At 63.6% G+C, this 22,746-nt stretch carries 27 protein-coding genes; 9 read left to right on the forward strand and 18 right to left on the reverse strand.

Translation table 11 applies throughout. The features are described from left to right. Positions 1-71: 71 nt before the first annotated feature. Positions 72-1,049 carry a 4-hydroxy-tetrahydrodipicolinate synthase gene (gene dapA, locus ACSU1G_RS03315; protein WP_439278462.1) on the reverse strand — a complete coding sequence of 326 codons (978 nt, stop codon included), beginning with the start codon at positions 1,047-1,049 and terminating at the stop codon, positions 72-74. A gap of 55 nt (positions 1,050-1,104) precedes the next feature. On the opposite strand from dapA, the gene ACSU1G_RS03320 reads away from it, so the two are divergent. Further along, positions 1,105-1,650 (forward strand): NUDIX domain-containing protein, encoded by a 546-nt coding sequence (locus ACSU1G_RS03320; RefSeq protein WP_439278463.1) that lies wholly within the window; start codon positions 1,105-1,107, stop codon positions 1,648-1,650. Between the two features lie 16 nt (positions 1,651-1,666). Here the strand turns inward: ACSU1G_RS03320 and ACSU1G_RS03325 are convergent, their stop codons facing one another. From ACSU1G_RS03325 to ACSU1G_RS03335, 3 genes are read right to left on the reverse strand one after another with little or no spacing between them, the layout of a single operon-like run. After that, on the reverse strand, positions 1,667-2,428 hold the full coding sequence (locus tag ACSU1G_RS03325; protein ID WP_439278464.1) for an SDR family NAD(P)-dependent oxidoreductase: 762 nt from the start codon (positions 2,426-2,428) through the stop codon (positions 1,667-1,669). Continuing rightward, a complete protein-coding gene (locus tag ACSU1G_RS03330; RefSeq protein WP_439278465.1) occupies positions 2,428-2,904 on the reverse strand; it encodes a dihydrofolate reductase in 477 nt (158 codons plus the stop codon). The genes ACSU1G_RS03325 and ACSU1G_RS03330 overlap by 1 nt, the downstream gene beginning before the upstream one ends. Beyond that, positions 2,901-3,710, reverse strand: coding sequence for a thymidylate synthase (locus ACSU1G_RS03335; protein WP_439278466.1), 810 nt, complete (start codon positions 3,708-3,710; stop codon positions 2,901-2,903). Before ACSU1G_RS03335 ends, ACSU1G_RS03330 begins: the two co-directional genes overlap by 4 nt. Positions 3,711-3,820: 110 nt before the next feature. On the opposite strand from ACSU1G_RS03335, the gene ACSU1G_RS03340 reads away from it, so the two are divergent. From ACSU1G_RS03340 to ACSU1G_RS03350, 3 genes are all read left to right on the forward strand, one after another. Beyond that, the gene (locus tag ACSU1G_RS03340; RefSeq protein ID WP_439278467.1) at positions 3,821-4,261 is read left to right on the forward strand and encodes a TlpA family protein disulfide reductase; all 441 of its coding nucleotides are present in this window, start codon (positions 3,821-3,823) and stop codon (positions 4,259-4,261) included. Beyond that, complete coding sequence (locus ACSU1G_RS03345) at positions 4,258-4,830, forward strand: DUF4395 domain-containing protein (protein WP_439278468.1); 573 nt, start codon at positions 4,258-4,260, stop codon at positions 4,828-4,830. Before ACSU1G_RS03340 ends, ACSU1G_RS03345 begins: the two co-directional genes overlap by 4 nt. 70 nt (positions 4,831-4,900) lie before the next feature. Next, a complete protein-coding gene (locus ACSU1G_RS03350; RefSeq protein WP_439278469.1) occupies positions 4,901-5,326 on the forward strand; it encodes an OsmC family peroxiredoxin in 426 nt (141 codons plus the stop codon). A 79-nt stretch (positions 5,327-5,405) separates the two neighbouring features. On the opposite strand, the gene ACSU1G_RS03355 is transcribed toward ACSU1G_RS03350, so the two are convergent. Both ACSU1G_RS03355 and dapB read right to left on the reverse strand, forming a co-directional pair. Continuing rightward, positions 5,406-5,843 (reverse strand): hypothetical protein, encoded by a 438-nt coding sequence (locus ACSU1G_RS03355; protein ID WP_439278470.1) that lies wholly within the window; start codon positions 5,841-5,843, stop codon positions 5,406-5,408. Then, on the reverse strand, positions 5,840-6,586 hold the full coding sequence (gene dapB, locus ACSU1G_RS03360; RefSeq protein WP_439278471.1) for a 4-hydroxy-tetrahydrodipicolinate reductase: 747 nt from the start codon (positions 6,584-6,586) through the stop codon (positions 5,840-5,842). Before dapB ends, ACSU1G_RS03355 begins: the two co-directional genes overlap by 4 nt. 78 nt (positions 6,587-6,664) lie before the next feature. On the opposite strand from dapB, the gene ACSU1G_RS03365 reads away from it, so the two are divergent. Further along, on the forward strand, positions 6,665-7,135 hold the full coding sequence (locus ACSU1G_RS03365) for a GNAT family N-acetyltransferase (RefSeq protein WP_439278472.1): 471 nt from the start codon (positions 6,665-6,667) through the stop codon (positions 7,133-7,135). 34 nt (positions 7,136-7,169) lie between these two features. Here the strand turns inward: ACSU1G_RS03365 and ACSU1G_RS03370 are convergent, their stop codons facing one another. The 4 genes from ACSU1G_RS03370 to ACSU1G_RS03385 all read right to left on the reverse strand — a co-directional run bounded on the left by ACSU1G_RS03370 (position 7,170) and on the right by ACSU1G_RS03385 (position 13,468). Next, complete coding sequence (locus ACSU1G_RS03370; protein WP_439278473.1) at positions 7,170-7,772, reverse strand: histidine phosphatase family protein; 603 nt, start codon at positions 7,770-7,772, stop codon at positions 7,170-7,172. An 88-nt stretch (positions 7,773-7,860) separates the two neighbouring features. Next, positions 7,861-8,889 carry an aldo/keto reductase gene (locus tag ACSU1G_RS03375; protein ID WP_439278474.1) on the reverse strand — a complete coding sequence of 343 codons (1,029 nt, stop codon included), beginning with the start codon at positions 8,887-8,889 and terminating at the stop codon, positions 7,861-7,863. A gap of 213 nt (positions 8,890-9,102) precedes the next feature. Further along, a complete protein-coding gene (locus ACSU1G_RS03380) occupies positions 9,103-11,379 on the reverse strand; it encodes a polyribonucleotide nucleotidyltransferase (RefSeq protein WP_439278475.1) in 2,277 nt (758 codons plus the stop codon). A 160-nt stretch (positions 11,380-11,539) separates the two neighbouring features. Next, positions 11,540-13,468 (reverse strand): GDSL-type esterase/lipase family protein, encoded by a 1,929-nt coding sequence (locus ACSU1G_RS03385; RefSeq protein ID WP_439278476.1) that lies wholly within the window; start codon positions 13,466-13,468, stop codon positions 11,540-11,542. A 156-nt stretch (positions 13,469-13,624) separates the two neighbouring features. On the opposite strand from ACSU1G_RS03385, the gene ACSU1G_RS03390 reads away from it, so the two are divergent. After that, positions 13,625-13,804 carry a DUF5302 domain-containing protein gene (locus tag ACSU1G_RS03390; RefSeq protein WP_439278477.1) on the forward strand — a complete coding sequence of 60 codons (180 nt, stop codon included), beginning with the start codon at positions 13,625-13,627 and terminating at the stop codon, positions 13,802-13,804. Between the two features lie 96 nt (positions 13,805-13,900). Here ACSU1G_RS03390 and ACSU1G_RS03395 read toward each other — a convergent pair whose 3' ends face one another. Further along, positions 13,901-14,545 carry an FMN reductase gene (locus tag ACSU1G_RS03395; protein WP_439278478.1) on the reverse strand — a complete coding sequence of 215 codons (645 nt, stop codon included), beginning with the start codon at positions 14,543-14,545 and terminating at the stop codon, positions 13,901-13,903. A 2-nt stretch (positions 14,546-14,547) separates the two neighbouring features. Further along, positions 14,548-15,774 carry an LLM class flavin-dependent oxidoreductase gene (locus tag ACSU1G_RS03400; RefSeq protein ID WP_439278479.1) on the reverse strand — a complete coding sequence of 409 codons (1,227 nt, stop codon included), beginning with the start codon at positions 15,772-15,774 and terminating at the stop codon, positions 14,548-14,550. Between the two features lie 110 nt (positions 15,775-15,884). Between ACSU1G_RS03400 and ACSU1G_RS03405 the strand changes: the two genes are divergently transcribed. Beyond that, complete coding sequence (locus ACSU1G_RS03405; protein WP_439278480.1) at positions 15,885-17,021, forward strand: acyltransferase family protein; 1,137 nt, start codon at positions 15,885-15,887, stop codon at positions 17,019-17,021. Here ACSU1G_RS03405 and ACSU1G_RS03410 read toward each other — a convergent pair whose 3' ends face one another. Continuing rightward, entirely contained in the window at positions 17,022-17,465 is a 444-nt protein-coding gene (locus ACSU1G_RS03410; protein ID WP_439278481.1) for a hypothetical protein, read from the reverse strand. It lies immediately after the preceding gene. A gap of 73 nt (positions 17,466-17,538) precedes the next feature. Between ACSU1G_RS03410 and ACSU1G_RS03415 the strand changes: the two genes are divergently transcribed. Next, positions 17,539-18,549: an isopenicillin N synthase family dioxygenase gene (locus ACSU1G_RS03415; protein ID WP_439278482.1), complete on the forward strand. Its 1,011-nt coding sequence runs from the start codon at positions 17,539-17,541 to the stop codon at positions 18,547-18,549. Here ACSU1G_RS03415 and ACSU1G_RS03420 read toward each other — a convergent pair. From ACSU1G_RS03420 to rpsO, 3 genes are all read right to left on the reverse strand, one after another. Beyond that, positions 18,537-18,851, reverse strand: a complete 315-nt coding sequence (locus tag ACSU1G_RS03420) for a transcriptional regulator (protein ID WP_439278483.1) — start codon at positions 18,849-18,851, stop codon at positions 18,537-18,539. The genes ACSU1G_RS03415 and ACSU1G_RS03420 overlap by 13 nt on opposite strands. After that, positions 18,844-19,704, reverse strand: coding sequence for a hypothetical protein (locus tag ACSU1G_RS03425; RefSeq protein ID WP_439278484.1), 861 nt, complete (start codon positions 19,702-19,704; stop codon positions 18,844-18,846). The genes ACSU1G_RS03420 and ACSU1G_RS03425 overlap by 8 nt, the downstream gene beginning before the upstream one ends. Positions 19,705-19,872: 168 nt before the next feature. After that, on the reverse strand, positions 19,873-20,142 hold the full coding sequence (gene rpsO, locus ACSU1G_RS03430) for a 30S ribosomal protein S15 (RefSeq protein ID WP_439278485.1): 270 nt from the start codon (positions 20,140-20,142) through the stop codon (positions 19,873-19,875). A gap of 170 nt (positions 20,143-20,312) precedes the next feature. On the opposite strand from rpsO, the gene ACSU1G_RS03435 reads away from it, so the two are divergent. Next, positions 20,313-21,596 (forward strand): MFS transporter, encoded by a 1,284-nt coding sequence (locus tag ACSU1G_RS03435; RefSeq protein WP_439278486.1) that lies wholly within the window; start codon positions 20,313-20,315, stop codon positions 21,594-21,596. Positions 21,597-21,624: 28 nt separating this feature from the next. Here ACSU1G_RS03435 and ACSU1G_RS03440 read toward each other — a convergent pair whose 3' ends face one another. Both ACSU1G_RS03440 and ACSU1G_RS03445 read right to left on the reverse strand, forming a co-directional pair. Beyond that, the gene (locus ACSU1G_RS03440) at positions 21,625-22,179 is read right to left on the reverse strand and encodes a YceI family protein (protein WP_439278487.1); all 555 of its coding nucleotides are present in this window, start codon (positions 22,177-22,179) and stop codon (positions 21,625-21,627) included. 146 nt (positions 22,180-22,325) lie between these two features. After that, positions 22,326-22,694, reverse strand: a complete 369-nt coding sequence (locus tag ACSU1G_RS03445) for an FKBP-type peptidyl-prolyl cis-trans isomerase (RefSeq protein ID WP_439278488.1) — start codon at positions 22,692-22,694, stop codon at positions 22,326-22,328. Between the last annotated feature and the right edge of the window lie 52 nt (positions 22,695-22,746).

The raw sequence follows: 22,746 nt of genomic DNA on the forward strand, positions 1-22,746 counted from the left end.
TCTGATGTCCGTTCATACTTGTGACGCGTTTTTAGCGCACGCGTTGGGCGCACTCGTTTTCTGGGCGCTTATCAGCGCGTTGTGCCGTGCACCTTGGGCAGGGCACCGCCGGCGGCGGCGTTGCGATCGGGACGGAAATTCGAGAAGTCCGCGCCGGGAACGCCGGTGACGAGCGAGAGCTCGTCTTCAATGATCGCGGCTTCCCACTCCTCCGGCCCCACCAGTGGCAAGCGGACGCGGGGACTGGTGATACGGCCGAGGCCATGCAAGATGTACTTCGCTGACACGGTGCCAGGTACGTGCGTCATCGTGGCGCGCACCAGCGGCTCGAGCCGCTTGTGCTCAGCCGTAGCCGTGGCGAGATCGCCGCGGTTCACGGCATCCACGATCGTGCGGTACGGGGTTGCGGTGATGTTCGCCGTGACACCGATGAGGCCGGTCGCCCCGATGGCCAAGTGCGCAAGCGCATTCGCGTCATCACCGGAGAAGTACATCAGGTCGGTCTGGTTCAGCACGCGGCTGACCTCGCTGAAGTCGCCCTTGGCGTCCTTCACCGCGAGGATGTTCGGGTGATTAGCCAGGCGCAGGATCGTCTCGTACTTGATCGGCACACCGGTGCGGCCGGGGATGTCGTAGAGGATCACAGGCAGGTCGGTGGCGTCTGCAACGAGGCGGAAGTGCGTGAGGATGCCGGCCTGCGTGGGCTTGTTGTAGTACGGCGTGACGATCATGATGCCGTCGGCGCCGGCCTTTTCGCTGGCCTTGTAAAGCTCGATCGCGTGCGCGGTCTCGTTGGAGCCACCGCCGGTGATGATCTTGGCGCGGCCCGCGGCGACGGACTTTCCGACCTCGACGAGCTTGAGCTTCTCGGCGTCCGTCAGTGTCGAGGTCTCGCCGGTCGTGCCCGTCACAACGATTCCGTCTGCACCAGCGGTGATGACGGAATCCATGTGCTTCTCGACGGCGGGCCAATCGACTTCACCATCGGCCGTCATCGGAGTGACGAGCGCGACGAGAACCTGTCCGAAAGGATTGCCCGAGTGCGTCATACTCCCAGCGTATAGGTTCAGGGGCGCTCGCTTCGCTCCGGATATGCTCGCGGTCATGACGTGGCAGACCAACGACTCCCGGCTCGTGTACGAGAACCCCTGGATCTCAGTGCGTGAGGATGCGGTGACTGGCCCTGCCGGCGACGGCATCTACGGGGTGGTGACGCTTCGGCATCCTGCCGTGTTCATCGTCGCCGTCGATGATCAAGACCGAATATGTCTCGTCACGCTCGATCGCTACACGGTAGGCCGGTCGATCGAGGTTCCGGCCGGCGGCAGCGACGGCGAGGATCCGCTGCTCGCCGCGCAGCGCGAACTGCGCGAAGAGACCGGACTGCGGGCCGATGAGTGGACCATGATCGGCACGATGAACGCGCTGAACGGCGTCACTGTGGCTCCCGAACACGTATTCCTTGCCCGCGGCGTCCACACTGCAAACGACGATGCCCGCTTCGATGCCCGCGACGCGGAGGGAATCGAAGACGTCTCCTGGGTGCCGTTCAGTGATGTGCTGGCCATGGTCGCCGACGGTCGAATCAGCGACGGTGAGACGGTTGCTGCGCTGGCGTATGCCGGCATCCATCTCGGAAGGTTCCGCTGAGCCGGAGGAAAGTTGATCAGACGCGCCCGCGGCGCGCTGCGCCCGCGGTGAGCGCGGTGGGCAGCACCTTGGTGAGTGCCACGACGATCTTGTAGCGCAGCGACGGCACCGACACCGCATTGCCACGCGCAGCATCGCGGAGGCCAACACTTACGACATCCTTCGCGTGCAGCCATCCGATCGCGGGGATTCCCTCGCGGCCAGGAGCCAGGCCCATTCGCTCGTGGAAGTTCGTGTGTGTGAATCCGGGGCACAGCGCCGTGACCGTGACGCCGTCACGTGCATACTCGGCATTCGCCCAACGGCTGAACCCGATGAGCCATTGTTTGCATGCGGAGTAGGTCGAACGTGAGATGAATCCGGCCACCGAGGCGACGTTGATGATGCGTCCGCCGCGTCCGCGCATCGCGCCGAGCGCGGCGTGCATGAGATGCAGGGGCGCCTCTACATGGAGGCGCAGATGACGCACTTCATCCTCGATGGGGTTATCCGCGAAGTGCAGCGGAAGCCCGAAACCGGCGTTGTTGATGAGCAGATCGATCGGCTGCTCCGGCTGAACTATGCGCGCCGTGACACGAGCCAGATCATCCGTGATCACCAGATCAGCCGCCAGCACCTCGACGGAGATCCCGTGGGACTCACGCAGTTCTGCAGCGAGGTCTTCGAGCGTCTCGACCGAGCGCGCGACCAGGACGAGGTCGGCTCCTCGTGCCGCGAGCTGACGGGAGAATTCCTCCCCCAGACCCGCGCTGGCACCTGTGATGAGAGCGGTGGGCATCAGCGCTCGTATCCGAGGAAGCGGTAGCGGATGCCGGTGCGCGAGGTCTGCCACTCCCCCTCGGATGTCAGTCGCCAACCGGCCTTCGGCGGCGCGTAGGCGTCGCCGGCGACCTCGAGGTCGATCTCCGTGATCTCGAGCCGATCGGCGCCAGCGATGACCTGCGCGTAGATCTCCGCACCGCCGATGACCCACACTCGCTCAAGCCCGCGCACGGCCTCGGCGACGTTGGCCGCCCGGCGCGCACCGTCGGCAGCCCAGTCCTGCTGACGTGTGACCACGATGTTCTCGCGCCCTACCAGCGGCCGGAAGCGCTCAGGCAACGAATCCCAGGTCTTGCGCCCCATCACGACCGGTGCGGTCAGCGTGACCTCTTTGAAGTGCGCCATGTCCTCGGGCACGTGCCACGGCATCCCACCCTCGGCGCCGATGACACCACCCGCAGCTTCAGCCCAAATCAGGCCGACCCAGGTCATACGGCCACCACCGCGCGGATCGGAGCATGGTGCTGATAGTCCTCAATGACGAAGTCCGAGAAGTCGTAATCGAACACCGACTCGGGCGTGCGAGCGAAGCGGAGTGTCGGGAACGCGTACGCATCACGACTCAGCTGCTCAGTCACCTGTTCGATGTGGTTGTCGTAGACATGGCAGTCGCCACCGGTCCACACGAAGTCGCCCGGTTCGAGCCCTACCTGCTGCGCAATCATCATGGTCAGCAGCGCGTAGCTTGCGATGTTGAACGGCACGCCGAGGAACATGTCTGCGCTGCGCTGGTAGAGCTGGCAGGAGAGTTTGCCGTCGGCCACGTAGAACTGGAACAGCGCATGGCACGGAGCGAGCGCCATGTCTGGGATGTCAGCGGGGTTCCAGGCCGACACGATCAGGCGTCGGGAGTCCGGAGTCGCCTTGATCTGCTCGATCACCTGGGACAGTTGGTCGATGTGGCCGCCGTCGGGAGTCGGCCAGGAACGCCACTGCACGCCATAGACCGGGCCCAGATCGCCGTCGGCATCCGCCCACTCATCCCAGATCGAGACGCCGTTATCCTGCAGCCACTTCACGTTGGAGTCGCCACGCAGAAACCAGAGCAGCTCATAGGCGATGGACTTGAAGTGCACGCGCTTCGTCGTGATCAGCGGGAACCCCTTCGACAGGTCGAAGCGGATCTGCCTGCCGAACACACTCGTGGTTCCGGTTCCGGTGCGGTCATCTTTGTGTGTGCCGTGCTCGAGCACATCACGGAGGAGGTCTTCATACGGCGTCGGTACGGCTGCACTCATGTCTGCCAGGATACCGGGATCACAGCTCCCCGCGGCGGAGTCAGGGCGCTCGTTCCCGTCATTGTCCGTCATATCGGCCCTGTCCGCGGTGTGGCGGTTATCCTCAGGACATGCCCGTCTCCACCGCCCTCCTCATCGCTGGCGCTGTCGTCGTGCTTGCGATCGTGTCCGGTGTGATCCTGCGCGCGCAGGATGGCCGCAGGCGCTCGGGCGGGCATCTCCTGGTACTCCGCGAAGATCTGCCGGGTAAGGCGCTCGCATCCCGTGCCACCCTCGTGCAGTTCAGCACCGAGTTGTGCGCACGCTGCCCGCAGGTGCGTCGCATGCTCACCGCGATCGCCGACACCGATGACGGTGTCACTCATGTCGAGATCGATCTGACGAACCGCAACGATCTCGCCACGCACTATCACGTACTCCAGACGCCAACCACCTTCCTCGTCGACGCATCCGGCGCGGTGCAGTCGCGCTGGGGTGGAGTGCCGGACCGTCGCGCGATCGAAGACGCACTCTCGACCATCCCCGCCGTTCGGACACAGGAGCAGAGATGACACACCCCACCGGAATCGACCCGAGGGGCCCGCGTTTCGCAGCCACAATTACCTCGGCGTTGCTACTTGTCGCGCTCGTGCTCAGCCTGATCGGGGTGTCGACCGCACGGGCCTCCGCGGGATGGTTCGCGATCATGCCCTCCAACGGATCCACGTTCACTCCCGGAGGTACTTGGGCGATCCAGTCCGCGAGTGTGCTGCAGCGCATCCTCGACCCCGGCTTCCTGCTGCTCGCGATCATCGCGCTGCTGTTCCTTTGGGGTGTCATTTCACCGCGCACCGCCCCGTGGGGTGCAATCTTCCGCCGATTCGTACGACCGCGACTCGCCGCCCCCACCGAGTTGGAAGACCCGCGCCCGCCGCGGTTCGCGCAGGGCATCGGCCTCGCCGTCGTCACGATCGGCTTACTTCTCCACCTGATCGGCGTGCCGTGGGCGCTGCCGATCGCCGCGGGCGCCGCCTTCATCGCTGCGTTCCTCAACGCAGCCTTCGCATTCTGCCTGGGCTGCCAGATCTATCTACTGCTGCAGCGTGCTGGAGTCATCGGTAGGGCGGCTCCGGCCGCCTGAAGCAGCGGTTCCCCGTATGGCTCGGGATGGATAGGCTGGCTCAACAACCCGCCACAACCCTGGAGGAATCATGCCTGTCACCAGTGAAGCCAACACGACCTGGACCGGATCCCTTGCCGAGGGTTCAGGAACCGTGCACTTCTCGTCTTCGAACCTCGGTACCTTCCCGATCAATTGGAAGGCCCGCAGCGAGGGTTCTGACACCACGACGACGCCAGAAGAGCTCATCGCGGCAGCCCACGCCTCATGCTTCAGCATGGCGCTCTCGCACGCACTGAGCGAAAACGGCACCCCGCCGGAGCACGTGAACACCAGCGCATCGGTCACTTTCACGCCCGGCGTGGGCATCAGCGGCAGCCACCTGAACGTCAATGCCACCGTTCCCGGCCTGACGCAGGAGCAGTTCCAGGAGATCGCCGAGGGCGCGAAGACCGGTTGCCCTGTCTCGCAGGCGCTCTCCGGCATCACCATCACCCTAGAGGCGACGCTGGCCTAACGCGCCTTATCACCGCCCGCGAGACTTCACCACTGTCACGAAATCTCTCGATTTCGGTGACAGTGGTGAAGTCTCGCGTTTAGTTTTTGGAGAGGGTGATCGCGGCTCGGATGCTGGCGCGCGCGTCCTTGCGGCGGCCGGCAGCATCCTGAACCACACCCAGTCGATACCGCGCACGCCAGTCATCCGATGCCGCATCAGCTTCAGCGATGTACCGCTGAATGAGCGGTTCCGCGTCTGCCTTGGCGATACGACCACTGGGTGTGAGCTCCGTCTCGGCTTCAGGCATACCGCCCTCGGCGTTGAGCGTGGTGCCGAGTCGCTCTGCCTGCACGCCGAACTGGATCTCGCGCACGAGCGCCCAGACTCCGATCAGAGGAAGCACGATCAGCGCAACACCCATTGCAATGCCGACCGGGTCGCCGCTCGCGATGAACAGCACCGCCTTCTGGCCCATGAGAATGAAATAGAGAACCAGGGCAGCACCGATCAGCCCGACCCAGATGCGCGTCATCATGAACGAGCCTGAATTCCGATGTCGATCATGTTCTCCAGGCCCACAATGACCCCGCGGGCCTCTGCCGCGAACGGAACCGCGAGACGGATGCCCGGGGCATAAGCCTGCGCGGACTCCACCGTGTCGTGGGTGATCGTGAGTGATTCGCCCGGTCCGGAGAGGATGACATCCTGACGAGCGATCACGCCGGGGCGGCGCAAAGAATGGATCGGAACACTCGCCACCTGCTGCCCACGCGCACGCTGATCGGCGTGAGGTGCGTTGACCGGCCCTTGATCCACGCGAGCCGCAGCAATGAGCTCGGCCGTTCGCACAGCCGTGCCACTGGGCGAATCGATCTTGGTGTCACGGTGGGCTTCGATGATCTCCGCAGAGGAGAAGAACGGAGCCGCCGCCGCGGCCAACGCGGAGCCGAGCACCGACCCCAGCGAGAAGTTCGGAATGAAGACCACGCCGGTTCCCGCAGCCTGCACCAACGGACGCACCAGCGCGATGCGCTCGGCTGACCATCCGGAGGTGCCGACCAGCACGTTGATGCCGAGGTCCGCAGCCGTGCGAACGACATCGATGCTCACCTGCGGTGTCGACGCATCCACGACGAGATCTACGCCCGCGAGTTCGGCAAGATCACTCGAGGAGGAGAGCACGCGCGTCACCTCGAAGCCCTCAAGTTCATCAATCACCTGTTTGATGATCGTCCCGAGCTTCCCTGTACTGCCGACAAGTGCCACCTGCTTGGTCATGGACCCAGTCTATTTACGCCCGCGCTGCTCGCGTACCAGGCGCACGGCAGCACCCAGACACACGAGTAGCGTTGATCCATGCTTGAGTTCCGCCCCGCGTCGCCCACCGCTGCACAATCGCACGCAATCCTCGTCGAGTACTTCGCTCTTCGTGCCGCGGAGTTCCCCGGCGGCAGCTACACGCCGACGTTTCCTACGGCGTCGGCGTTTGATCCTCCGACCGGAGTGTTCCTCCTGGCAGGACCGATCAGTGCACCGGTGGGATGCGGTGGCATCCGACGTCTCGAAGACTCCCCCGCCGGTATCCGCTATGAGGTCAAACACCTGTTCCTGCGCCCAGACACCCGCGGCCAAGGATGGGGCCGCGCGATTCTGGAAGAGCTTGAGCGCCGCGCACGCGAGTGGGGAGCTAGTGAGCTCGTGCTCGACACACACCACACGCTGGAGGCCGCTGGCGCCCTGTACGCGCGCAGCGGTTTCGAATCGATCGAACGCTACAACGAGAACCCCAACGCGACCCGTTGGTACCGTAAGTCGCTGGTCCCGTAAGCAGCTGGTCCCGTAAGCAGCTACGAGCGTCAGCTCAGACCGGAATCGGATCCGGCAGGCCGGTGCGCAGCTCGACCGGCAGATGCCCAAGATCGTTGTGGTTGATCAGCGTCCAGGGCCGGCCCTGCTTCTGAGCGATCACCGTCACCCCGCAGTGTGCCTGGTTCAGCGTCATCCAACGCCATTCCGGTGCGCCGAGCACTTCGCGCACGAACCATGAGATCACGAAGTTGTGAGTGATCAACACCTCGTGCACATCGCCCTGCTTGCGGACGAGGAACTCGTTCACAGCATCCGCCATCTGAGCGCTGCCGGCCTCGATCTCCGCATCCGTGATCGAGCCGAAGAAGGGCTCGTAGACTGACGGCGTCTCTGCCGTCATACCGGTGGGCACGCAGTCGAACAGCAGGGCAGAAGGCTCAGGATCAACAGACGGGAGCCGTTCGGCGATAGCGCGTGCAGTCTCGGTCGCACGCAGCAGCGGGGAATGCCAGACGCGGTCAAGTGGAAGACCGGAGAGACGGTCGGCGATCAACTCCGCCTGTCGCTGCCCCCTCGACGAGAGGGGTCCGTCGTCGATGCCATACTCGGCATCCTGATGCTCGCCATGTCTGACCAGATAAATGTAATGCGTCACAAACTACTCAATTCGTCGTCGGCTTTCGCCCAGGCGTCATTCCACCCTATGCCACGCCTGTGAGCAGCGGGCTATGAACCGAGACGAATCAGTTTCCGGCGCGCGTGAGTTCCGCGATCTGCGTACGAGAAAGGCTGATGCCAGCGCCCTGCATCAACTCCTCCACGTGCTGCGTCGCAAACGTGTTGACGATGGGAGCGGCAATGGTGCGCTGCGCAAGCAGCCACGCGATCGACACGGCTGCGACGGGAGCTGCGAGTTCAGAGGCAACCTGGTCCAGCGCACGAAGAATCCGGATGCCGCGGCGGTTCAGGTGCCCACGCAACTGATCGCCTCGCACACCCTGTGAAACCAACGCCTTGCTACGGTGACGGCCGGAGAGGAATCCGTGCTCCAGCGCGTGCGAAGGCGTGACCGCCAGGCTCTGAGCCCCGGCGACGAGTCTCAGATCTCCCTCGAACGCCTCGCGTCTGATGAGGTTGTACGGCTCATCCAGAACCTCGATGCGCGGGTAACCGGCCGATGCGAGGATACGGGCTTCCACAAGCCGTTCCGGAGCGAAGCGGAAGGCCCCCAGCGCACCGATCTTGCCGGCGTCTCTGAGCCACTCGACGGTCGAAAGAGTGTCTTCGAGGTTCGTTGTCGCATCGAGCGTGGCGTCGAGGTAGAGCACGTCGATGCGCTCGACCCCCAGCCTGGTGAGTGAGCCTTCGACCGCTCGCACCAGGTTGGTGGAGCCAAGGCCGGGGTTGTCAGCGTGAGCGCCGATGCGAACACTCAGCACCGCCCGATCGCGAAGACCGCGGGAGCGAAGCCACTGGCCGATGATGTGCTCGCTGCGTCCGCCGGAGAATCCGTCAGCGGTGTGAACCGCATTGCCACCGAACTCGATGTAACGGTCAAGGATCGCATGGCTGGTCTCGAGATCGACGTTCCAGCCGAACTCTGCGGCTCCGAGCATGAGCGGGAATGTCTCGATGCCGGTCTCACCGATCGGCACGCGAATATTCTCGCCAATGCCTGGGCCCACGACCGGAATCGGCGCAGAAGGATGCTCCAATGGATACTCCTGCGCGCTCTCGGGCTGAGCAGCGGCACCTGCGCTGAACAATCGCATCCTTCATCCACCTCCGCGCCTGTCTACCGGTGGAGACCTGCGAGCTATGCATGCACCCCCCGGTGCGTACTTCGAGGGTAAACGAGAACGGTGACGTCGCCTGCAATTACAGGTAACGTCAGGCAAAGTTCTCATAACGTTTTGATCACTTCAGATACGAAGAAGGCCCGGTTTCCGCTCTCGAGAAGCAGAAACCGGGCCGACGTCTATGACTTACGCGTCAGCGGACTCCGCCTCGGGCGCAGCATCTGTTGCAGCAGCACCGTCGATGACGGGCTCCAGCGACAGCTTGCCGCGGTCATCGATCTTCGTGATCTTGACGAGGACCTTCTGGCCGACGGAGAGTACGTCATCGACGTTCTCCACGCGCTTGCCACCGGCGAGCTTGCGCACCTCTGTGACGTGCAGCAGGCCGTCCTTGCCAGGCAGCAGCGAGATGAACGCACCGAACGATGCGATCTTCACGACGGTTCCGAGGAACTGCTCGCCAATCTCGGGGTTGGTCGGGTTAGCGATCGCGTTGACCTGGGCACGAGCGGCCTCAGCCGACGGGCCGTCGACAGCACCGATGTACACGGTGCCGTCTTCCTCGATCGAGATCTGAGCGCCGGTCTCATCCTGGATCGCGTTGATCGTCTTGCCCTTCGGGCCGATCAGCTCACCGATCTTGTCGACGGGGATCTGCACGCTGATGACGCGAGGCGCGGTCGGCGCCATCTCGTCGGGCGTGTCGATCGCAGCGTTCAAGACACCGAGAATCGTCAGACGCGCGTCGCGGGCCTGCGTCAGTGCGCCGGTGAGGACGTCAGACGGGAGGCCGTCGAGCTTCGTGTCGAGCTGGATCGCGGTGATGAACTCGCTGGTACCTGCAACCTTGAAGTCCATGTCGCCGAGAGCATCTTCTGCACCCAGGATGTCGGTGAGAGCGGCGTAGCGCGTCTGACCGTCAACCTCGTCAGAGACAAGGCCCATGGCGATACCGGCGACGGCTGCGCGCAGCGGCACACCCGCGTTCAGCAGCGACAGGGTCGATGCGCAGACGGAACCCATCGACGTCGAACCGTTGGAGCTGAGAGCCTCAGACACCTGGCGGATCGCGTACGGGAACTCCTCGCGGCTCGGCAGAACCGGCATGAGAGCGCGCTCGGCAAGGAAGCCGTGCCCGATCTCGCGACGCTTCGGCGAACCAACGCGGCCGGTCTCACCGGTCGAGTAGGGCGGGAAGTTGTAGTGGTGCATGTAGCGCTTGCTCGTGGTCGGAGACAGCGAGTCGATCTGCTGCTCCATCTTGAGCATGTTCAGCGTGGTGACACCCATGATCTGAGTCTCGCCGCGCTGGAAGATCGCCGATCCGTGAACGCGCGGGATGACCTGCACCTCAGCGTCCAGAGGGCGGATGTCAGCAAGGCCACGGCCGTCCATACGGACGCCCTCAGCCAGGACACGGCCGCGGACGATCGTCTTCGTCAGCGACTTGTATGCACCAGAGACCTCACCAGCGGCGGATGCCGGCAGCGTGCCAGCCTCGACAGCAGCAGCAACCTCAGCCTTGACGCGGTCCTTGACCTGGTCATCGGCAGTCTGGCGCTCGATCTTGTCGGCGATCAGGTAGACCTTCTCGAGGTCAGCCTTCGCGGACGCCGCAATGAAGTCGTACGTGCCCTGCTCGTACGCCGGGAAGACCGGGTAGACGCCAGGAGCCTTCGAGGAGTGTGAAGCCATCTCGGCCTGCGCCTCGACGAGCTGCTTGAGGAACGGCTTGGCGGCCTCGAGGCCACCGGCGACAACCTCTTCGTTCGGCTTGACTGCGCCGCCCTTGATGAGGTTCCAGCTGTTCTCAGTTGCCTCTGCCTCGACCATCATGATCGCGACGTCTTCGGTGCCGTCAGACTTCTTGACGACGCGACCGGCGACCATCAGGTCGAACACTGCTTCAGCGACCTGAGCCTCGTTCGGGAACGCGACCCACTGGTCGGCGTTCTCGCCCTGGCCGGGGATGAGCGCGAGGCGCACACCGGCAATGGGACCGGAGAACGGCAGTCCCGAGATCTGCGTCGACGCGGAAGCCGCGTTGATCGCAAGTGCGTCGTAGTACTCGCCAGGAGCGATCGACAGCACAGTGATGACAACCTGGACCTCGTTGCGAAGACCGTCAACGAACGACGGACGCAGCGGACGGTCGATCAGGCGGCAAACCAGAATCGCCTCAGTCGAGGGGCGACCCTCACGACGGAAGAACGAACCGGGGATCTTGCCTGCTGCGTAGGAACGCTCTTCAACGTCAACGGTCAGCGGGAAGAAGTCAAAGCCCTCACGCGGGTGCTTGCCAGCGCTGGTAGCGGAGAGAATCATCGTCTCGCCGTCGAGGTATGCCGCAACCGAACCCTGTGCCTGCTGAGCAAGGCGACCGGTTTCGAAGCGGATGGTGCGGGTGCCAAAACGGCCGTTGTCAAGAACGGCCTCGGCGGCAGTGATTTCAGGACCTTCCAAGAGGTCTCTCCTTCTTTGTTTAGACTCGTCCATCCGTGTGAGGGGCGAGGTCGTACGTACGCGTGCGCATTGAGCACGCAAAACTGCACACAGCAGTCCGCCGTTCATCCTATCAGCGAGCGCCTGAATTCCTGCGATGATCTGGGATCGCGGCGTATCTTCACCGCCCGGCAATACGCCGTTCCATGACCGAGGCACGGCCGATGTAGACGTAGTCGTCGTGCTTGGCGAGCAGACCATCACCGGCCACACGTCCGCGCATGCGTCGCCATACCCACGGCAGCGCGTGTCTGCGCCACCAGGCCGCTCGCGTGGTCGCATCCACATCGTGCAGCACCTGGTCGAGTGCTCCGAGCGTCTCAGCGTGCGGCACGCCGAGCATCTCCCCCACGCGGTATGCGAGGAAGCGGTGACCTCGACTGCTCAAGTGCACGAGGTCCTCTCCCCAGTTGGGTCGCGCAGGCAGCTCCGGATGCAGATCGGTGTCAACCAGGATCGCCCCATGCCGTTCGGCGATGCGGGCGAGCCGGCTCGCAAAATCGGCGAAACGTTCACTGAACAGGCGCGCGGCGCGGCGGTCAGGCAGGAAGGGCGTGACGAGCAGCACGTCCGCACCATCTTCGCGAAGTGTGCGAACCGTATCTTCCAACTGCGTGGCAAGCCCTTCGACATCGACATGCGACTTCACCAGATCGTTGGCACCGATCAGGATCGACACCAGGTCGGGTCGCAGTTCTCTCGCTCTGGTGAGCTGCTCGCCGCACACATCGCGAACTCGACGCGAGCGCACGGCGAGGTTGGCGAAATGCAGACCACCGCGCGCCGAGAGCAGCAGAGCGAGCCGGTCGGCCCATCCGCGCAGTGCACCATCGGGAGCCGGATCGCACAGGCCCTCTGTCAGCGAGTCGCCGAGTGCGACATAACGCTGCCAGCGGCGCCCGGTGGCGGGCACCGCCAGTTCCGGCCTTCTGAGGCGTGGCGAGCGCAACGAGCGGTCCACACCGTGCAGTTCACGCGCCTCCTCGAAATGCCCCAGCAGCTGATCACAGATCGTCTCCCAACTTCGTCCCTCGACGGCGGTACGACCCGCTCTGCCGAAGGCACGCCGTTTGCGCGCATCACCGGCGAGGTCGGCGACCCGCATCCGGAAGTCATCCAGGTCACCGGGGCGGTACAGCCATCCATCGATTCCCATCCGCACCAGATCCAGCGGTCCTCCCCGTCCGGTGGCGATCACAGGGACTCCACTGGCGTGCGCCTCCTGCAAGGTCTGCCCGAACGTTTCGCTCTCGCCTGGGTGCACGAAGATGTCGATAGATGCCATCGCCCGCGCAAGGGCATCACCGTCGAGGTGGCCGAGGAAAACAGCTCCCGGCAGCATCGCCTGCAGCCGTGATCGCGACGGTCCGTCTCCAATGATCACGACACGAACGCCCGGTAGCTGCTGCACAGCTCGCAGATCCTCGACCTGCTTCTCCGCGGCAAGCCGTCCCACATAGCCGACGATCACCTTGCCTGAATCATCACGCTGCCACTGCTCATCACGACGCGAGGGGTGAAAGCGCTCAGCATCCACTCCGCGCCCCCACCGTCGGAGGCGATCGACCCCCAGCGCGGCGAGCTGCTGTTCAGACTCGCCGGACGGTGCAAGCGTGAGCGTTGCTCTGCGGTGCAGCCGGACGATGTGGTTCTGCGCGAACGCCGTTGTCGCCGCGAGACGGTAACGCTCGGTGTAGGCAGCAATGTCAGTCTGGTACGCCGCGACCGCCGGTATACCGCGGTGCGATGCCGCAGACACGCCCCTCCACCCCAGCGCGAACGGTGAGGCGAGGTGCACGACATCCGGGCGGAAACGCTCCAGCGAAGCAGAAATACTGCGGGCGGTCGCCGTGCCCACCCGAACGTCTCGATACCCGGGCAGCGCGATGCTCGTCACCGGCTCAATGGAGGCGCCGTGCACCGTCCGAGGAATGTCCACGGCATCCGGGGCGATCACGAGCGCCTCGTGTCCGGTGCGCTCGAGGTGACGCAGGATCTGCAGCACAGACCCCGTCACACCGTTCATGTGTGGCAGGAAGGATTCGGTCACGATAGCGACTCTCACGATGTCAGGATGCCGCGTCGATCACGCCCTCCCGCACACATTCGCATCATTGCACCGAGAGTTCATCGGTTGCACCGAATTCCTTCACCGCTCGGCTTCCATCTCTTTCCAGCGGCGCCAACGTCAGAGTAGGCTGACGCTATGAGCACCGAAGAAGGCGCAGCCTCCTCCTCTGAGGACATGAAGCGCAAGTTTAAGGAAGCGCTCGAGAAGAAGAACGCACATCACCGCAATGGTGAGACGCATCTGGATGGCGACTCCGCCGTCCATGCGGCAAACGCCCCGCAGACGCGGCGCGAGTTCCGACGCAAGAGCGGTTGACCGCCTGAGGGCCACCCCGATCGGGGTGGCCCTCATCTTTTTGCTTTTCGTGGCGGCTTTTTCTGCCCATGGCCGCGCTAGGCATCGAGCCTGCCGCTACTCGCCCGCGAGCCCTCCGAGCAGGTGCCCGAATGAGCGCCCATCACCGAGGTAGTTCGCCGGGTCGAAGGGGTCGGTCGAGGTGACCGGTTCCTTGCGCGCGACGGCCTCGGCGAGTTCACGGGCGCCCTTCTCGACGCGCTTCGCCAGCGGGGCGACCTGGTCTCCAGAATCACCCCAGTCGCTCGAGGCGGCAAACACTCCCGTGGAGACCGCTTCGGCGTGCAGGTAGGCGAACAGCGGACGGATCGCGTAGTCGATTGCGAGCGAGTGCCGCGGCGTCCCCGCATTCGCACCGATCAAGACCGGTTTTCCGGTGAGCGCATCCGGGTCCAGAACATCGATGAATGACTTGAACAGCCCGGAGTAGCTCGTGGAGAAGATCGGCGTCACGGCGATCAGCGCATCCGCGGAATACACCGAGTTGAGGGCGGACTCCAGCGCGGCCGGAGCGAAACCGGTGAGCAGGTTGTTGGTGATGTCGTGCGCCAGATCACGCAGTTCAATCACGTCGATGGATGCTTCGATACCCCGCTCAGCGAGCTGCTTCACTGTTTCCGCAGCCATGCGATCGGCCAGCATCCGCGTGGATGAAGGATTGGAGAGTCCCGAAGAGATGACGGCGATGCGACGTGTGCTCATGCTCATGCATCCTTCCGGCCGAGACCGAATGAGGCACCCGCGGGCGCAGGCGTGTCCTGGTAAGGAGAACCAGCGGTGAGGTTGTCGCCGCGGTTCACGCCAGGACGCGCCTGCCGGCTCGGACCGTCTCCGTACACCGCTTTGACGCGCGCTGCGTGCGTCGGAGCATCAGGGACGTTCGCCGGACGGTTCTTCGCGAGCTCCTTGCGCAGTGCTGGCACCACTTCGCCACCCAAGATGTCGAGCTGCTCAAGCACAACCTTCAGCGGGAGTCCTGCGTGATCGATCAGGAACAGCTGGCGCTGGTAGTCACCGAACGTGTCGCGCATCGCCGCGTAGCGGTCGATGACCTGCTGCGGTGAGCCGACCGTCAGCGGCGTCATTTCAGTGAAGTCCTCCATACTCGGGCCATGACCGTACACCGGCGCGTTGTCGAAGTACGGACGGAACTCGTTCACGGCATCCTGCGACTTGGCGCGCATGAACACCTGGCCGCCGATGCCGACGATCGCCTGCTCCGGCGCGCCGTGGCCGTAATGTGCGTAGCGCTGGCGGTACAGCTCGATCAGGCGCTGGTAGTGCTCCTTCGGCCAGAAGATGTTGTTCGCGAAGAATCCGTCGCCATAGTAAGCGGCCTGCTCGGCGATTTCCGGTGTGCGGATGGAGCCGTGCCAGACGAACGGCGCCACACCGTCGAGCGGACGAGGGGTTGAGGTGAAGCCCTGGAGCGGCGTGCGGAACTTGCCTTCCCAGTCAACGACGTCTTCGTCCCAGAGCTTGCGCAACAGTGCGTAGTTCTCGATCGCGAGGGGCAAGCCTTGACGGATGTCTTTGCCGAACCACGGGTAGACGGGGCCAGTATTACCTCGTCCGAGCATGATGTCGGTGCGGCCGTCGGAGATGTGCTGCAGCATCGCGAAGTCCTCGGCGATCTTCACCGGGTCGTTCGTCGTGATCAGTGTCGTCGAGGTCGACAGGATGATGCGTTCGGTTTGCGCCGCGATCGCGGCCAGCGTGGTGGACGGAGACGAGGACCAGAACGGCGGGTTGTGGTGCTCACCGATGGCGAAGACGTCCAAACCGACCTCTTCGGCGTGCTTCGCGATGGTGATCGCGTCCTTGATCTTTTGACCTTCGGTAGGCGTCTCACCCGTGACCGGGTTCTGCGTGACGTCACTGACGGTGAAGAGTCCGAACTGGATGCCCGAGGTGTCGGCTGGTTCGCTCATTATGTTCTCCGTGATTCGAGGGATGCTGGTGACATCCACTTCCATGCAAATGAATGTATATGAGATAACGCCATCCACGCAACTTTATTCCCGACCGGTAGCCTTATTGAATGAGCAGTACCGCACGAACACCGACCGGACCGGTCACCGGGAGCATCGCGCGGCCTCGCCGGCGCGTGCCTTTCTGGGATAACGCGCGCTACGCCTGCATCGTTCTCGTCGTTCTCGGGCACGCGATCCAGCGCCTCACGTACGACTCCGACATCGCGATGGCGATGTATCTCGCGATCTATGCCTTCCACATGCCGGCTTTCGCGATCATCGCCGGCTATTTCTCCAAATCCACGCCTCCGACGAAGAAGCAGATGGCCAGGGTCATCACTGACATCCTGGTGCCCTATGTGATCTTCGAACTGCTGTGGACGCTGACGAAATGGCTTGTCGAGGGACAAGCCAACCCGAACATCACCGAACCGTCCTGGACACTGTGGTTCCTGCTCGCACTCGGCATCTTCCGCCTGGTGCTCCCGTATCTCGCCCTGCTGCGCTGGCCCCTGGTATGGAGTCTGCTGATCTCCATTGGTGCGGGCTACCTCAACAACGTCGACAGCACGTTCTCCCTTTCGCGCACACTCGGTTTCCTGCCGTTCTTCGTGCTCGGCTGGTGGCTGCGTGAGCACGATGTAGTTGACCGATTCCGCCTGATCGATTTCCGACCGTGGTGGCTGCGTCTGATCGCGGTGCTGATCTTCGCTGTGGATGCGTTCATCGCCTGGAATTGGGTAGAGCTCTGGGCCAGCATCGACCTCGACAAATGGTTCTTCTACAACGACACCTACGCAGATCTCGGCGGCGATGAGTGGTGGTCTGGCGGGATCCGTCTGCTCCTCATCGCTATCGGACTGCTGCTCAGCGCCGCCTTCTTCGTGCTGATTCCCCGTCGCACCACCTGGTGGAGCAAATTCGGGCAGTACACCATGTACGTGTATCTGCTTCATTCGTTCGTGCTCTACCCGTTCCGCGAGTCCGGCATACTGCGCGATGCAGAGCCGACCTGGATCTGGTTGCCCACTGTGATCGTGCTGTCCGTCGTGATCGCACTGGTACTGGCGACCAAACCGGTCAGGTGGCTGTTTCGACCGCTCGTCGAGCCGCGGGCGCGCTGGTTGTTCTCGGATGAACGGCTCGGCAGCGACACGTCACGACGCGACGATCCGACAGGCTCGCGACGCCCGCGCGACAGCTGATCAGGCGATTTTGATGCGACGCGCGCCGAGCACGAGATACCAGACGAGCGCAGCGAGCAGCAGAAGTTCAGCGGCGATGTAGCCGTAGTGCAGCCAGGACTCCCCCGGGTCCCCTCCAGCGATGATGACGTCGCTACGTGCAGCGAGTGCGGGCCTGATGACGAATGACTCGACCGCCATGATCACCCACATCACACCGATCAGCAGCCAACCTCGCCTGGTCTCGCGAGGCCGGGCTTGGGCGATCAGCGTGAGCACGACAAGAATGATCCAACCCGCAACCGAGAGCGCGACGAACACAAGTCGACCAATACCGAGACCCAGCGCTGTCGTGATGCCGGGCGCGTGGAACTTCAGCGGAGTTTCCATGAAACTCAGCCCGATGATCAGTCCGATCCAGACGGCGGGCAACACAAGACGCAGGGAAATCCACAGACGAGCCATACATCCAGGATATCGACGGTAATGCGGCGCAATACTCGACGCAGTCGATGCAAAATCGTCCTAGCCTCGGGTAATGGCTGATCTGAACCTCCCCGTCCTCGACCTCTCCCGGCTCGACGAGGGGCCGGAAGCCGCCGCACTATTTCGCGACGACTTGCGCGCCGCCACGCATAACGTCGGTTTCTTCTATCTGACCGGCACCGGGGTGACACCCGAACTCTCGGCGCGCCTGCATCAGGCAGCGCTCGATTTCTTTGCGCTCAGCGAGGAGGAGAAGCTTTCGATCGAGAACGTGAAGAGCCCACATTTCCGCGGCTACACGCGGGTCGGCGGAGAGCGCACCCAGGGCAAGGTCGATTGGCGCGAGCAGATCGACATCGGCCCGGAGCGAGAAGCCATCGAGGGCGGGCCCGCCTTCAACCGCTTGATCGGACCGAACCTGTGGCCGGCCGCGCAGCCTGAGCTGCGCGAGGTGGTCGCACAATGGCATGCACACCTCAGTGGGGTCGCGCGTAAGCTGCTTCGCGCCTGGGCGCTCTCACTCGGCGCCGACGAGTCGTACTTTGAGTCGAATTTCGGAGAACCGTCGACACTGATCAAGATCGTGCGCTACCCCGGCACGGATGAGCCGGAGCCGCAGCAGGGCGTCGGCGCACACCGAGATTCAGGTGTACTCACACTGCTCTGGGTCGAGCCAGGCAAGGGCGGACTCCAGGTGGAGCGCGACGGCGAATGGGTCGACGCGCCCCCGGTCGACGGCGCTTTCGTGGTGAACATCGGCGAACTTCTCGAGTACGCCACCGGCGGCTATCTCAAGGCCACCAACCACCGGGTCATCTCGCCGACGGCTCCAGACGAGCGCATCTCGGTGCCGTTCTTCTTCAACCCGGCACTGGACGCCAAGCTGCCGCTCATCGAGCTGCCTGCAGAGCTTGCCGCCGAGGCCCGTGGCGTGACGGATGACCCGACAAACCCGATCCACAGCTTGTACGGGGAGAACGCCCTCAAATCGCGCCTGCGCGCACACCCCGATGTCGCCGCGATTCACCATTCGGATCTGGTGGGCGCGGATCAGCCGCGCTGACCGCCAAACTCCACGATCTCCTGAAGAGCCTGCAGGTGCGCAGCGAAGGCGCGCTCTCCCTTGGCAGTCGAGCGCACCCATGTGCGAGGACGGCTTCCGACATCACCCCTGCGCGTCGCGACGTACCCGGCGGCATGCAGATGGGAGATGGACTTACTGAGCGCTGAGTCGCCCACCTGGAGGATATCGGCGAGGGTTGCGAAGTCGAGCTCGTTCCCGTCGAGCAGTGCAGCCATGAGCGAGAAGCGGATGGGGCTGGCAAAGTTGTCATCCAGGCGCAGACGCGGATGCTTGTCAGCCATCCCGACCGTCCAGGAACGCGCTACCGATGAACAGCAGCAGAATGATCACGGCGCCCGCTGGCGCAACACCTGAAGCTGTCAGACCGATAATTTGCGCGACGATGACCGCGACGACCGCGACGCCACCGAGGGCGAACGCCAACCACTGCGGCCAGGCCCATACTGCGCCGACCACGGGAAGACGCTCAGTGATGCGACCGGCGACCCACCAGGCGAGGTAGCCACACATCAGAAGCATCGCGAAGCCGAGCACCGCAAAGGGATTCCCGATCGCGAGCACCCAGACACTTGCCGCGACGATCGCACCGATGACGATGGTCTCCCACCGCTCCGAGCGCGTCAGCCCTCTACGCGCTGCAGCTTCGCGGCGCACCGAGCGGCGGATATCACGAACGGCGGGGATACCCATAAGGCAGAGCGTGACGATCCCGGGGATCAGCCGCGCGACTACAGGGAGCTCTACGCCCACCACTGCGACCACGAGCCCGCCAACTACGACGATGATCAACACCGCCACGATCGACAGGGTCACCGCCCTGGACGATGAGAGCGACGAGCTCGATGCGCCGTGCCCTTCGCGATACTCGGTGCCGAGCTGGACCCAAAGTAGAAAAAGTGCCAAGAAGACGAGGAACGACGAGTTCGCCTGCGTCACCCCGATCGTGAAGATCGCTATCGTGACGTAGACCGACAGGACGACCGCGTTGATGAGAGCGAACACGGCCAACGCGCGGCGATCGATTCGCTCTTCGCGACGAGCGCGCACGCGGTTGAGCTCGTCGAGATATGCGTGTGCGGTTTCCGAATCGGGCGGGTTCAGGGGCGCCGCCCCGTCTATCGGACGCTGTTCCATTGCATCTCCCCTGGTCTACTTTCCTGATGGAAAGCTCGTCATCCCAATCGAAGCTACCGACTTTCCATGAGGAAAGCAACAGATCAGACCGCGACAGGAAACGACGAAGGCCGCCCCACACCTGGGACGGCCTTCGGAAGAAGTGCGATATTACGCTGGTGCGCTGCCTTAGCGGCGAAGTCCAAGCTTCTCGATCAACGTGCGGTAGCGCGCGATCTCGGTGTCCTGGAGGTAGCCGAGCAGACGACGGCGCTGACCCACCATAAGGAACAGGCCACGACGCGAGTGGTGGTCGTGCTTGTGGTCCTTGAGGTGTTCGGTGAGGTCCTTGATGCGCTGCGTCAGCATTGCAACCTGCACCTCGGGGGATCCGGTGTCACCGGGGTGCGTCGCGTACTCTTCCATGATCGCCTTCTTAGCGTCAGATTCGAGTGCCATAGATGGGATCCCCTTTCAGTTCACTGCGCGGCGCCCAACACCTGATGTGTGAGCTCTCTTTATCCGCGGCCGATCAAACGGCAACCTCAATAGCTTACCAGCCCGCAGGCGAGCTCAGAGACCGGGCAACGGAAACGATTGACACCTGACCAAGCGGATAGCCTCGTGTAGTGTTCAACGCCCTCATCGACCTGCGCCCGTTCCGCGCGAGCAAGGCGTTCACGAAGATGTGGATCGGCTCCACTCTCTCGGGGCTCGGCGGGCAGCTCACTCTTGTCACGGTGATGCTGCATGTGTTCGAACTCACTGCCAGCACATTTGCAGTGGCGATGGTCGCGGTGTCCGGTCTCATCCCGATGATCCTGGCCGGCTTATACGGCGGGATGCTGGCCGACGCGTTCGATCGGCGCAAGGTGGCCCTCATCGCCGCCGTCATCACCTTCGCCTCCACTGTCCTCCTCGCCTCGCTCACCTGGGCCGAACTCGAGACCATCTGGTGGCTGTACGGGCTTAGCGCAGTCAACGCCGCGGGAAACTCCGTCGGGATGGCGACTCGCAGCGCGATCATCCCGCGCCTCATCCCGCGGGAATTGCTGGCCTCGGCATCCGCTCTGAACGGCATCACAATCGGCGTGATGGTGATGGTCGGACCAGCTCTCGCTGGTGTTCTCGTGGCCACTACTGGCTACGGCTGGACGTATTCGATCGACGTCGTGTTGATGCTCGCGATGTTCATGGGGCTGTGGGCTCTGCCGCCGCTGCGCCCAGAGGGCACGATCGTGCGCCCTGGATTGGAATCGCTGGTCGACGGCTGGCGCTTCCTCCAGCGCGCCCGCAACATCCGGATGCAGTACATCCTCGACATCATCGCGATGACGTTCGGCCAGCCACTCGCGCTCTACCCCGCGCTCGGCACGCTACTGCTCGGCGGCGGCGCTGTCACGACGGGAGCACTAACGGCAGCGGTTGCCGCGGGCACATTCCTGTCGAGTCTGTTCTCCGGTCGCATCGTGCGTTATCGCTGGCACGGTCGAGGGATCCAGCGTGCCATTCAGGCATACGGGGCATCCATCCTCGTATTCGGCGCGGTCTTGTTGATCGGCGCGTGGCTGCCACCGGTCAGCGAAACCACGGCCAATCTCGGCCTCATCATTGCCGCCTGCATCGCACTCGCGGCATCCGGAGCGTCCGACAATGTCAGCTCCATCTATCGGAGCACGATGATGCAGTCGTCTGTGCCCGATAGCATCCGCGGCAGACTCCAGGGAATCTTCATCATCGTCGTCGCAGGCGGTCCGCGCATCGGCGCACTTTACGCCGGCACACTCGCAACTCTCACGTCGCTCTGGTTCCCGCCGCTGCTCGGCGGCTTCGTCGTGATCGTACTGGTGGCGATGCTCGTCCGACTCACGCCTCGATTCCGCGACTACGACGCAGAGAACCCCGAGCCCTGACGGACCCGGGGTTGCCTGAGAAGTGTGATCAGTCCTGCTGCAGAGCGCCCTGCAGGTCAAGGTTGATCGTGATGTCCTTGCCGACGAGCACGCCGCCGGTTTCGAGCGCAGCATTCCAGGTGAGGCCGAACTCCTCACGGTTGATCGTGGTCGTTGCGGACGCACCGGCCTTGTAGTTGCCGTAGGGGTCGGTGCCAAAGCCGCCAAAGTCGAACTCGAAGCTGACCGGCTTGGTGGTGTCGCGGATCGTGAGGTCGCCATCGATGAAGAAGTCGCCGTTCTCGACGCGCGCACCAGTGGAGACGAACTCCATGGTCGGGTAAGTTTCGGTGTCGAAGAAGTCTGCGGAGCGCAGGTGGCCGTCGCGCCCTTCATCGTTGGTGTCGATGGAAGTGACGTCGATGGATGCCTCGACCTTCGCCTCAAGCGGGTTCTCCGGAGCGATAAGCGTCGCGCTCTTCATACCGAAGGTGCCGCGCACCTTCGAGATCATCATGTGGCGGACGCTGAAGGTGACCTCGCTGTGTGCGGGGTCAAGAATCCAGGTGCCTGCGCGGTAGCCGGGGATGTCAATTGCGGTCATGGAGTTGCTCCTCAAAGATTAGGGCCGCGTGGCGGCATTCACACAGACACAACTTCTATGCGCGCGTATCTATTCCGAGATTCAGAAGAAAAGTTGAAGGCCCCTGTCCCGACAGGGAACAGAGGCCTTCCTACGGTGCGGTCAGATCAACCGACGGCAACCAGGTCGATGATGAAGATGAGGCTCTTCCCGGAGAGGAAGTGACCGGAACCGGCAGGACCGTATGCCAGGTGCGGCGGGATAACCAGCTCGCGACGTCCGCCGGTCTTCATACCGGGAATGCCGTCCTGCCAGCCCTGGATCAGACCGCGCAGCGGGAACTGGATCGTCTCGCCACGACCCCAGGATGAGTCGAACTCTTCACCAGAGTCGAACTCGACTCCGGCGTAGTGCACGGTCACGGTGTCGCCGGGCTTTGCCTCAGCGCCGTCGCCCTCGATGATGTCTCGGATGACGAGCTCTGCGGGCGCGGGGCCGGTCGGGGCGTCGAACTCGGGCTTTGTGCGATCAGTCATGACTCCATCCAACCGGAGCAGTGCGGCTCGGTCAATGTGAGCGCACCAGCCC

The sequence above is a fragment of the Microbacterium sp. A93 genome, from assembly GCF_051842835.1.

Excerpts from the sequence above, each read along its gene's own strand:
- ACSU1G_RS03420 (WP_439278483.1), bottom strand. The coding sequence starts at position 18,851 with ATGGCTGACAAGCATCCGCGTCTGCGCCTGGATGACAACTTTGCCAGC.
- ACSU1G_RS03400 (WP_439278479.1), bottom strand. The coding sequence starts at position 15,774 with ATGAGCGAACCAGCCGACACCTCGGGCATCCAGTTCGGACTCTTCACC.
- ACSU1G_RS03345 (WP_439278468.1), top strand. The coding sequence starts at position 4,258 with ATGACACACCCCACCGGAATCGACCCGAGGGGCCCGCGTTTCGCAGCC.
- ACSU1G_RS03375 (WP_439278474.1), bottom strand. The coding sequence starts at position 8,889 with ATGCGATTGTTCAGCGCAGGTGCCGCTGCTCAGCCCGAGAGCGCGCAG.
- dapA (WP_439278462.1), bottom strand. The coding sequence starts at position 1,049 with ATGACGCACTCGGGCAATCCTTTCGGACAGGTTCTCGTCGCGCTCGTC.
- ACSU1G_RS03340 (WP_439278467.1), top strand. The coding sequence starts at position 3,821 with ATGCCCGTCTCCACCGCCCTCCTCATCGCTGGCGCTGTCGTCGTGCTT.
- ACSU1G_RS03330 (WP_439278465.1), bottom strand. The coding sequence starts at position 2,904 with ATGACCTGGGTCGGCCTGATTTGGGCTGAAGCTGCGGGTGGTGTCATC.
- ACSU1G_RS03320 (WP_439278463.1), top strand. The coding sequence starts at position 1,105 with ATGACGTGGCAGACCAACGACTCCCGGCTCGTGTACGAGAACCCCTGG.
- ACSU1G_RS03410 (WP_439278481.1), bottom strand. The coding sequence starts at position 17,465 with ATGGCTCGTCTGTGGATTTCCCTGCGTCTTGTGTTGCCCGCCGTCTGG.
- ACSU1G_RS03335 (WP_439278466.1), bottom strand. The coding sequence starts at position 3,710 with ATGAGTGCAGCCGTACCGACGCCGTATGAAGACCTCCTCCGTGATGTG.
- ACSU1G_RS03390 (WP_439278477.1), top strand. The coding sequence starts at position 13,625 with ATGAGCACCGAAGAAGGCGCAGCCTCCTCCTCTGAGGACATGAAGCGC.
- ACSU1G_RS03355 (WP_439278470.1), bottom strand. The coding sequence starts at position 5,843 with ATGATGACGCGCATCTGGGTCGGGCTGATCGGTGCTGCCCTGGTTCTC.
- ACSU1G_RS03445 (WP_439278488.1), bottom strand. The coding sequence starts at position 22,694 with ATGACTGATCGCACAAAGCCCGAGTTCGACGCCCCGACCGGCCCCGCG.
- ACSU1G_RS03425 (WP_439278484.1), bottom strand. The coding sequence starts at position 19,704 with ATGGAACAGCGTCCGATAGACGGGGCGGCGCCCCTGAACCCGCCCGAT.
- ACSU1G_RS03395 (WP_439278478.1), bottom strand. The coding sequence starts at position 14,545 with ATGAGCACACGTCGCATCGCCGTCATCTCTTCGGGACTCTCCAATCCT.
- ACSU1G_RS03325 (WP_439278464.1), bottom strand. The coding sequence starts at position 2,428 with ATGCCCACCGCTCTCATCACAGGTGCCAGCGCGGGTCTGGGGGAGGAA.
- ACSU1G_RS03440 (WP_439278487.1), bottom strand. The coding sequence starts at position 22,179 with ATGACCGCAATTGACATCCCCGGCTACCGCGCAGGCACCTGGATTCTT.
- dapB (WP_439278471.1), bottom strand. The coding sequence starts at position 6,586 with ATGACCAAGCAGGTGGCACTTGTCGGCAGTACAGGGAAGCTCGGGACG.
- ACSU1G_RS03365 (WP_439278472.1), top strand. The coding sequence starts at position 6,665 with ATGCTTGAGTTCCGCCCCGCGTCGCCCACCGCTGCACAATCGCACGCA.
- rpsO (WP_439278485.1), bottom strand. The coding sequence starts at position 20,142 with ATGGCACTCGAATCTGACGCTAAGAAGGCGATCATGGAAGAGTACGCG.
- ACSU1G_RS03350 (WP_439278469.1), top strand. The coding sequence starts at position 4,901 with ATGCCTGTCACCAGTGAAGCCAACACGACCTGGACCGGATCCCTTGCC.
- ACSU1G_RS03405 (WP_439278480.1), top strand. The coding sequence starts at position 15,885 with ATGAGCAGTACCGCACGAACACCGACCGGACCGGTCACCGGGAGCATC.
- ACSU1G_RS03415 (WP_439278482.1), top strand. The coding sequence starts at position 17,539 with ATGGCTGATCTGAACCTCCCCGTCCTCGACCTCTCCCGGCTCGACGAG.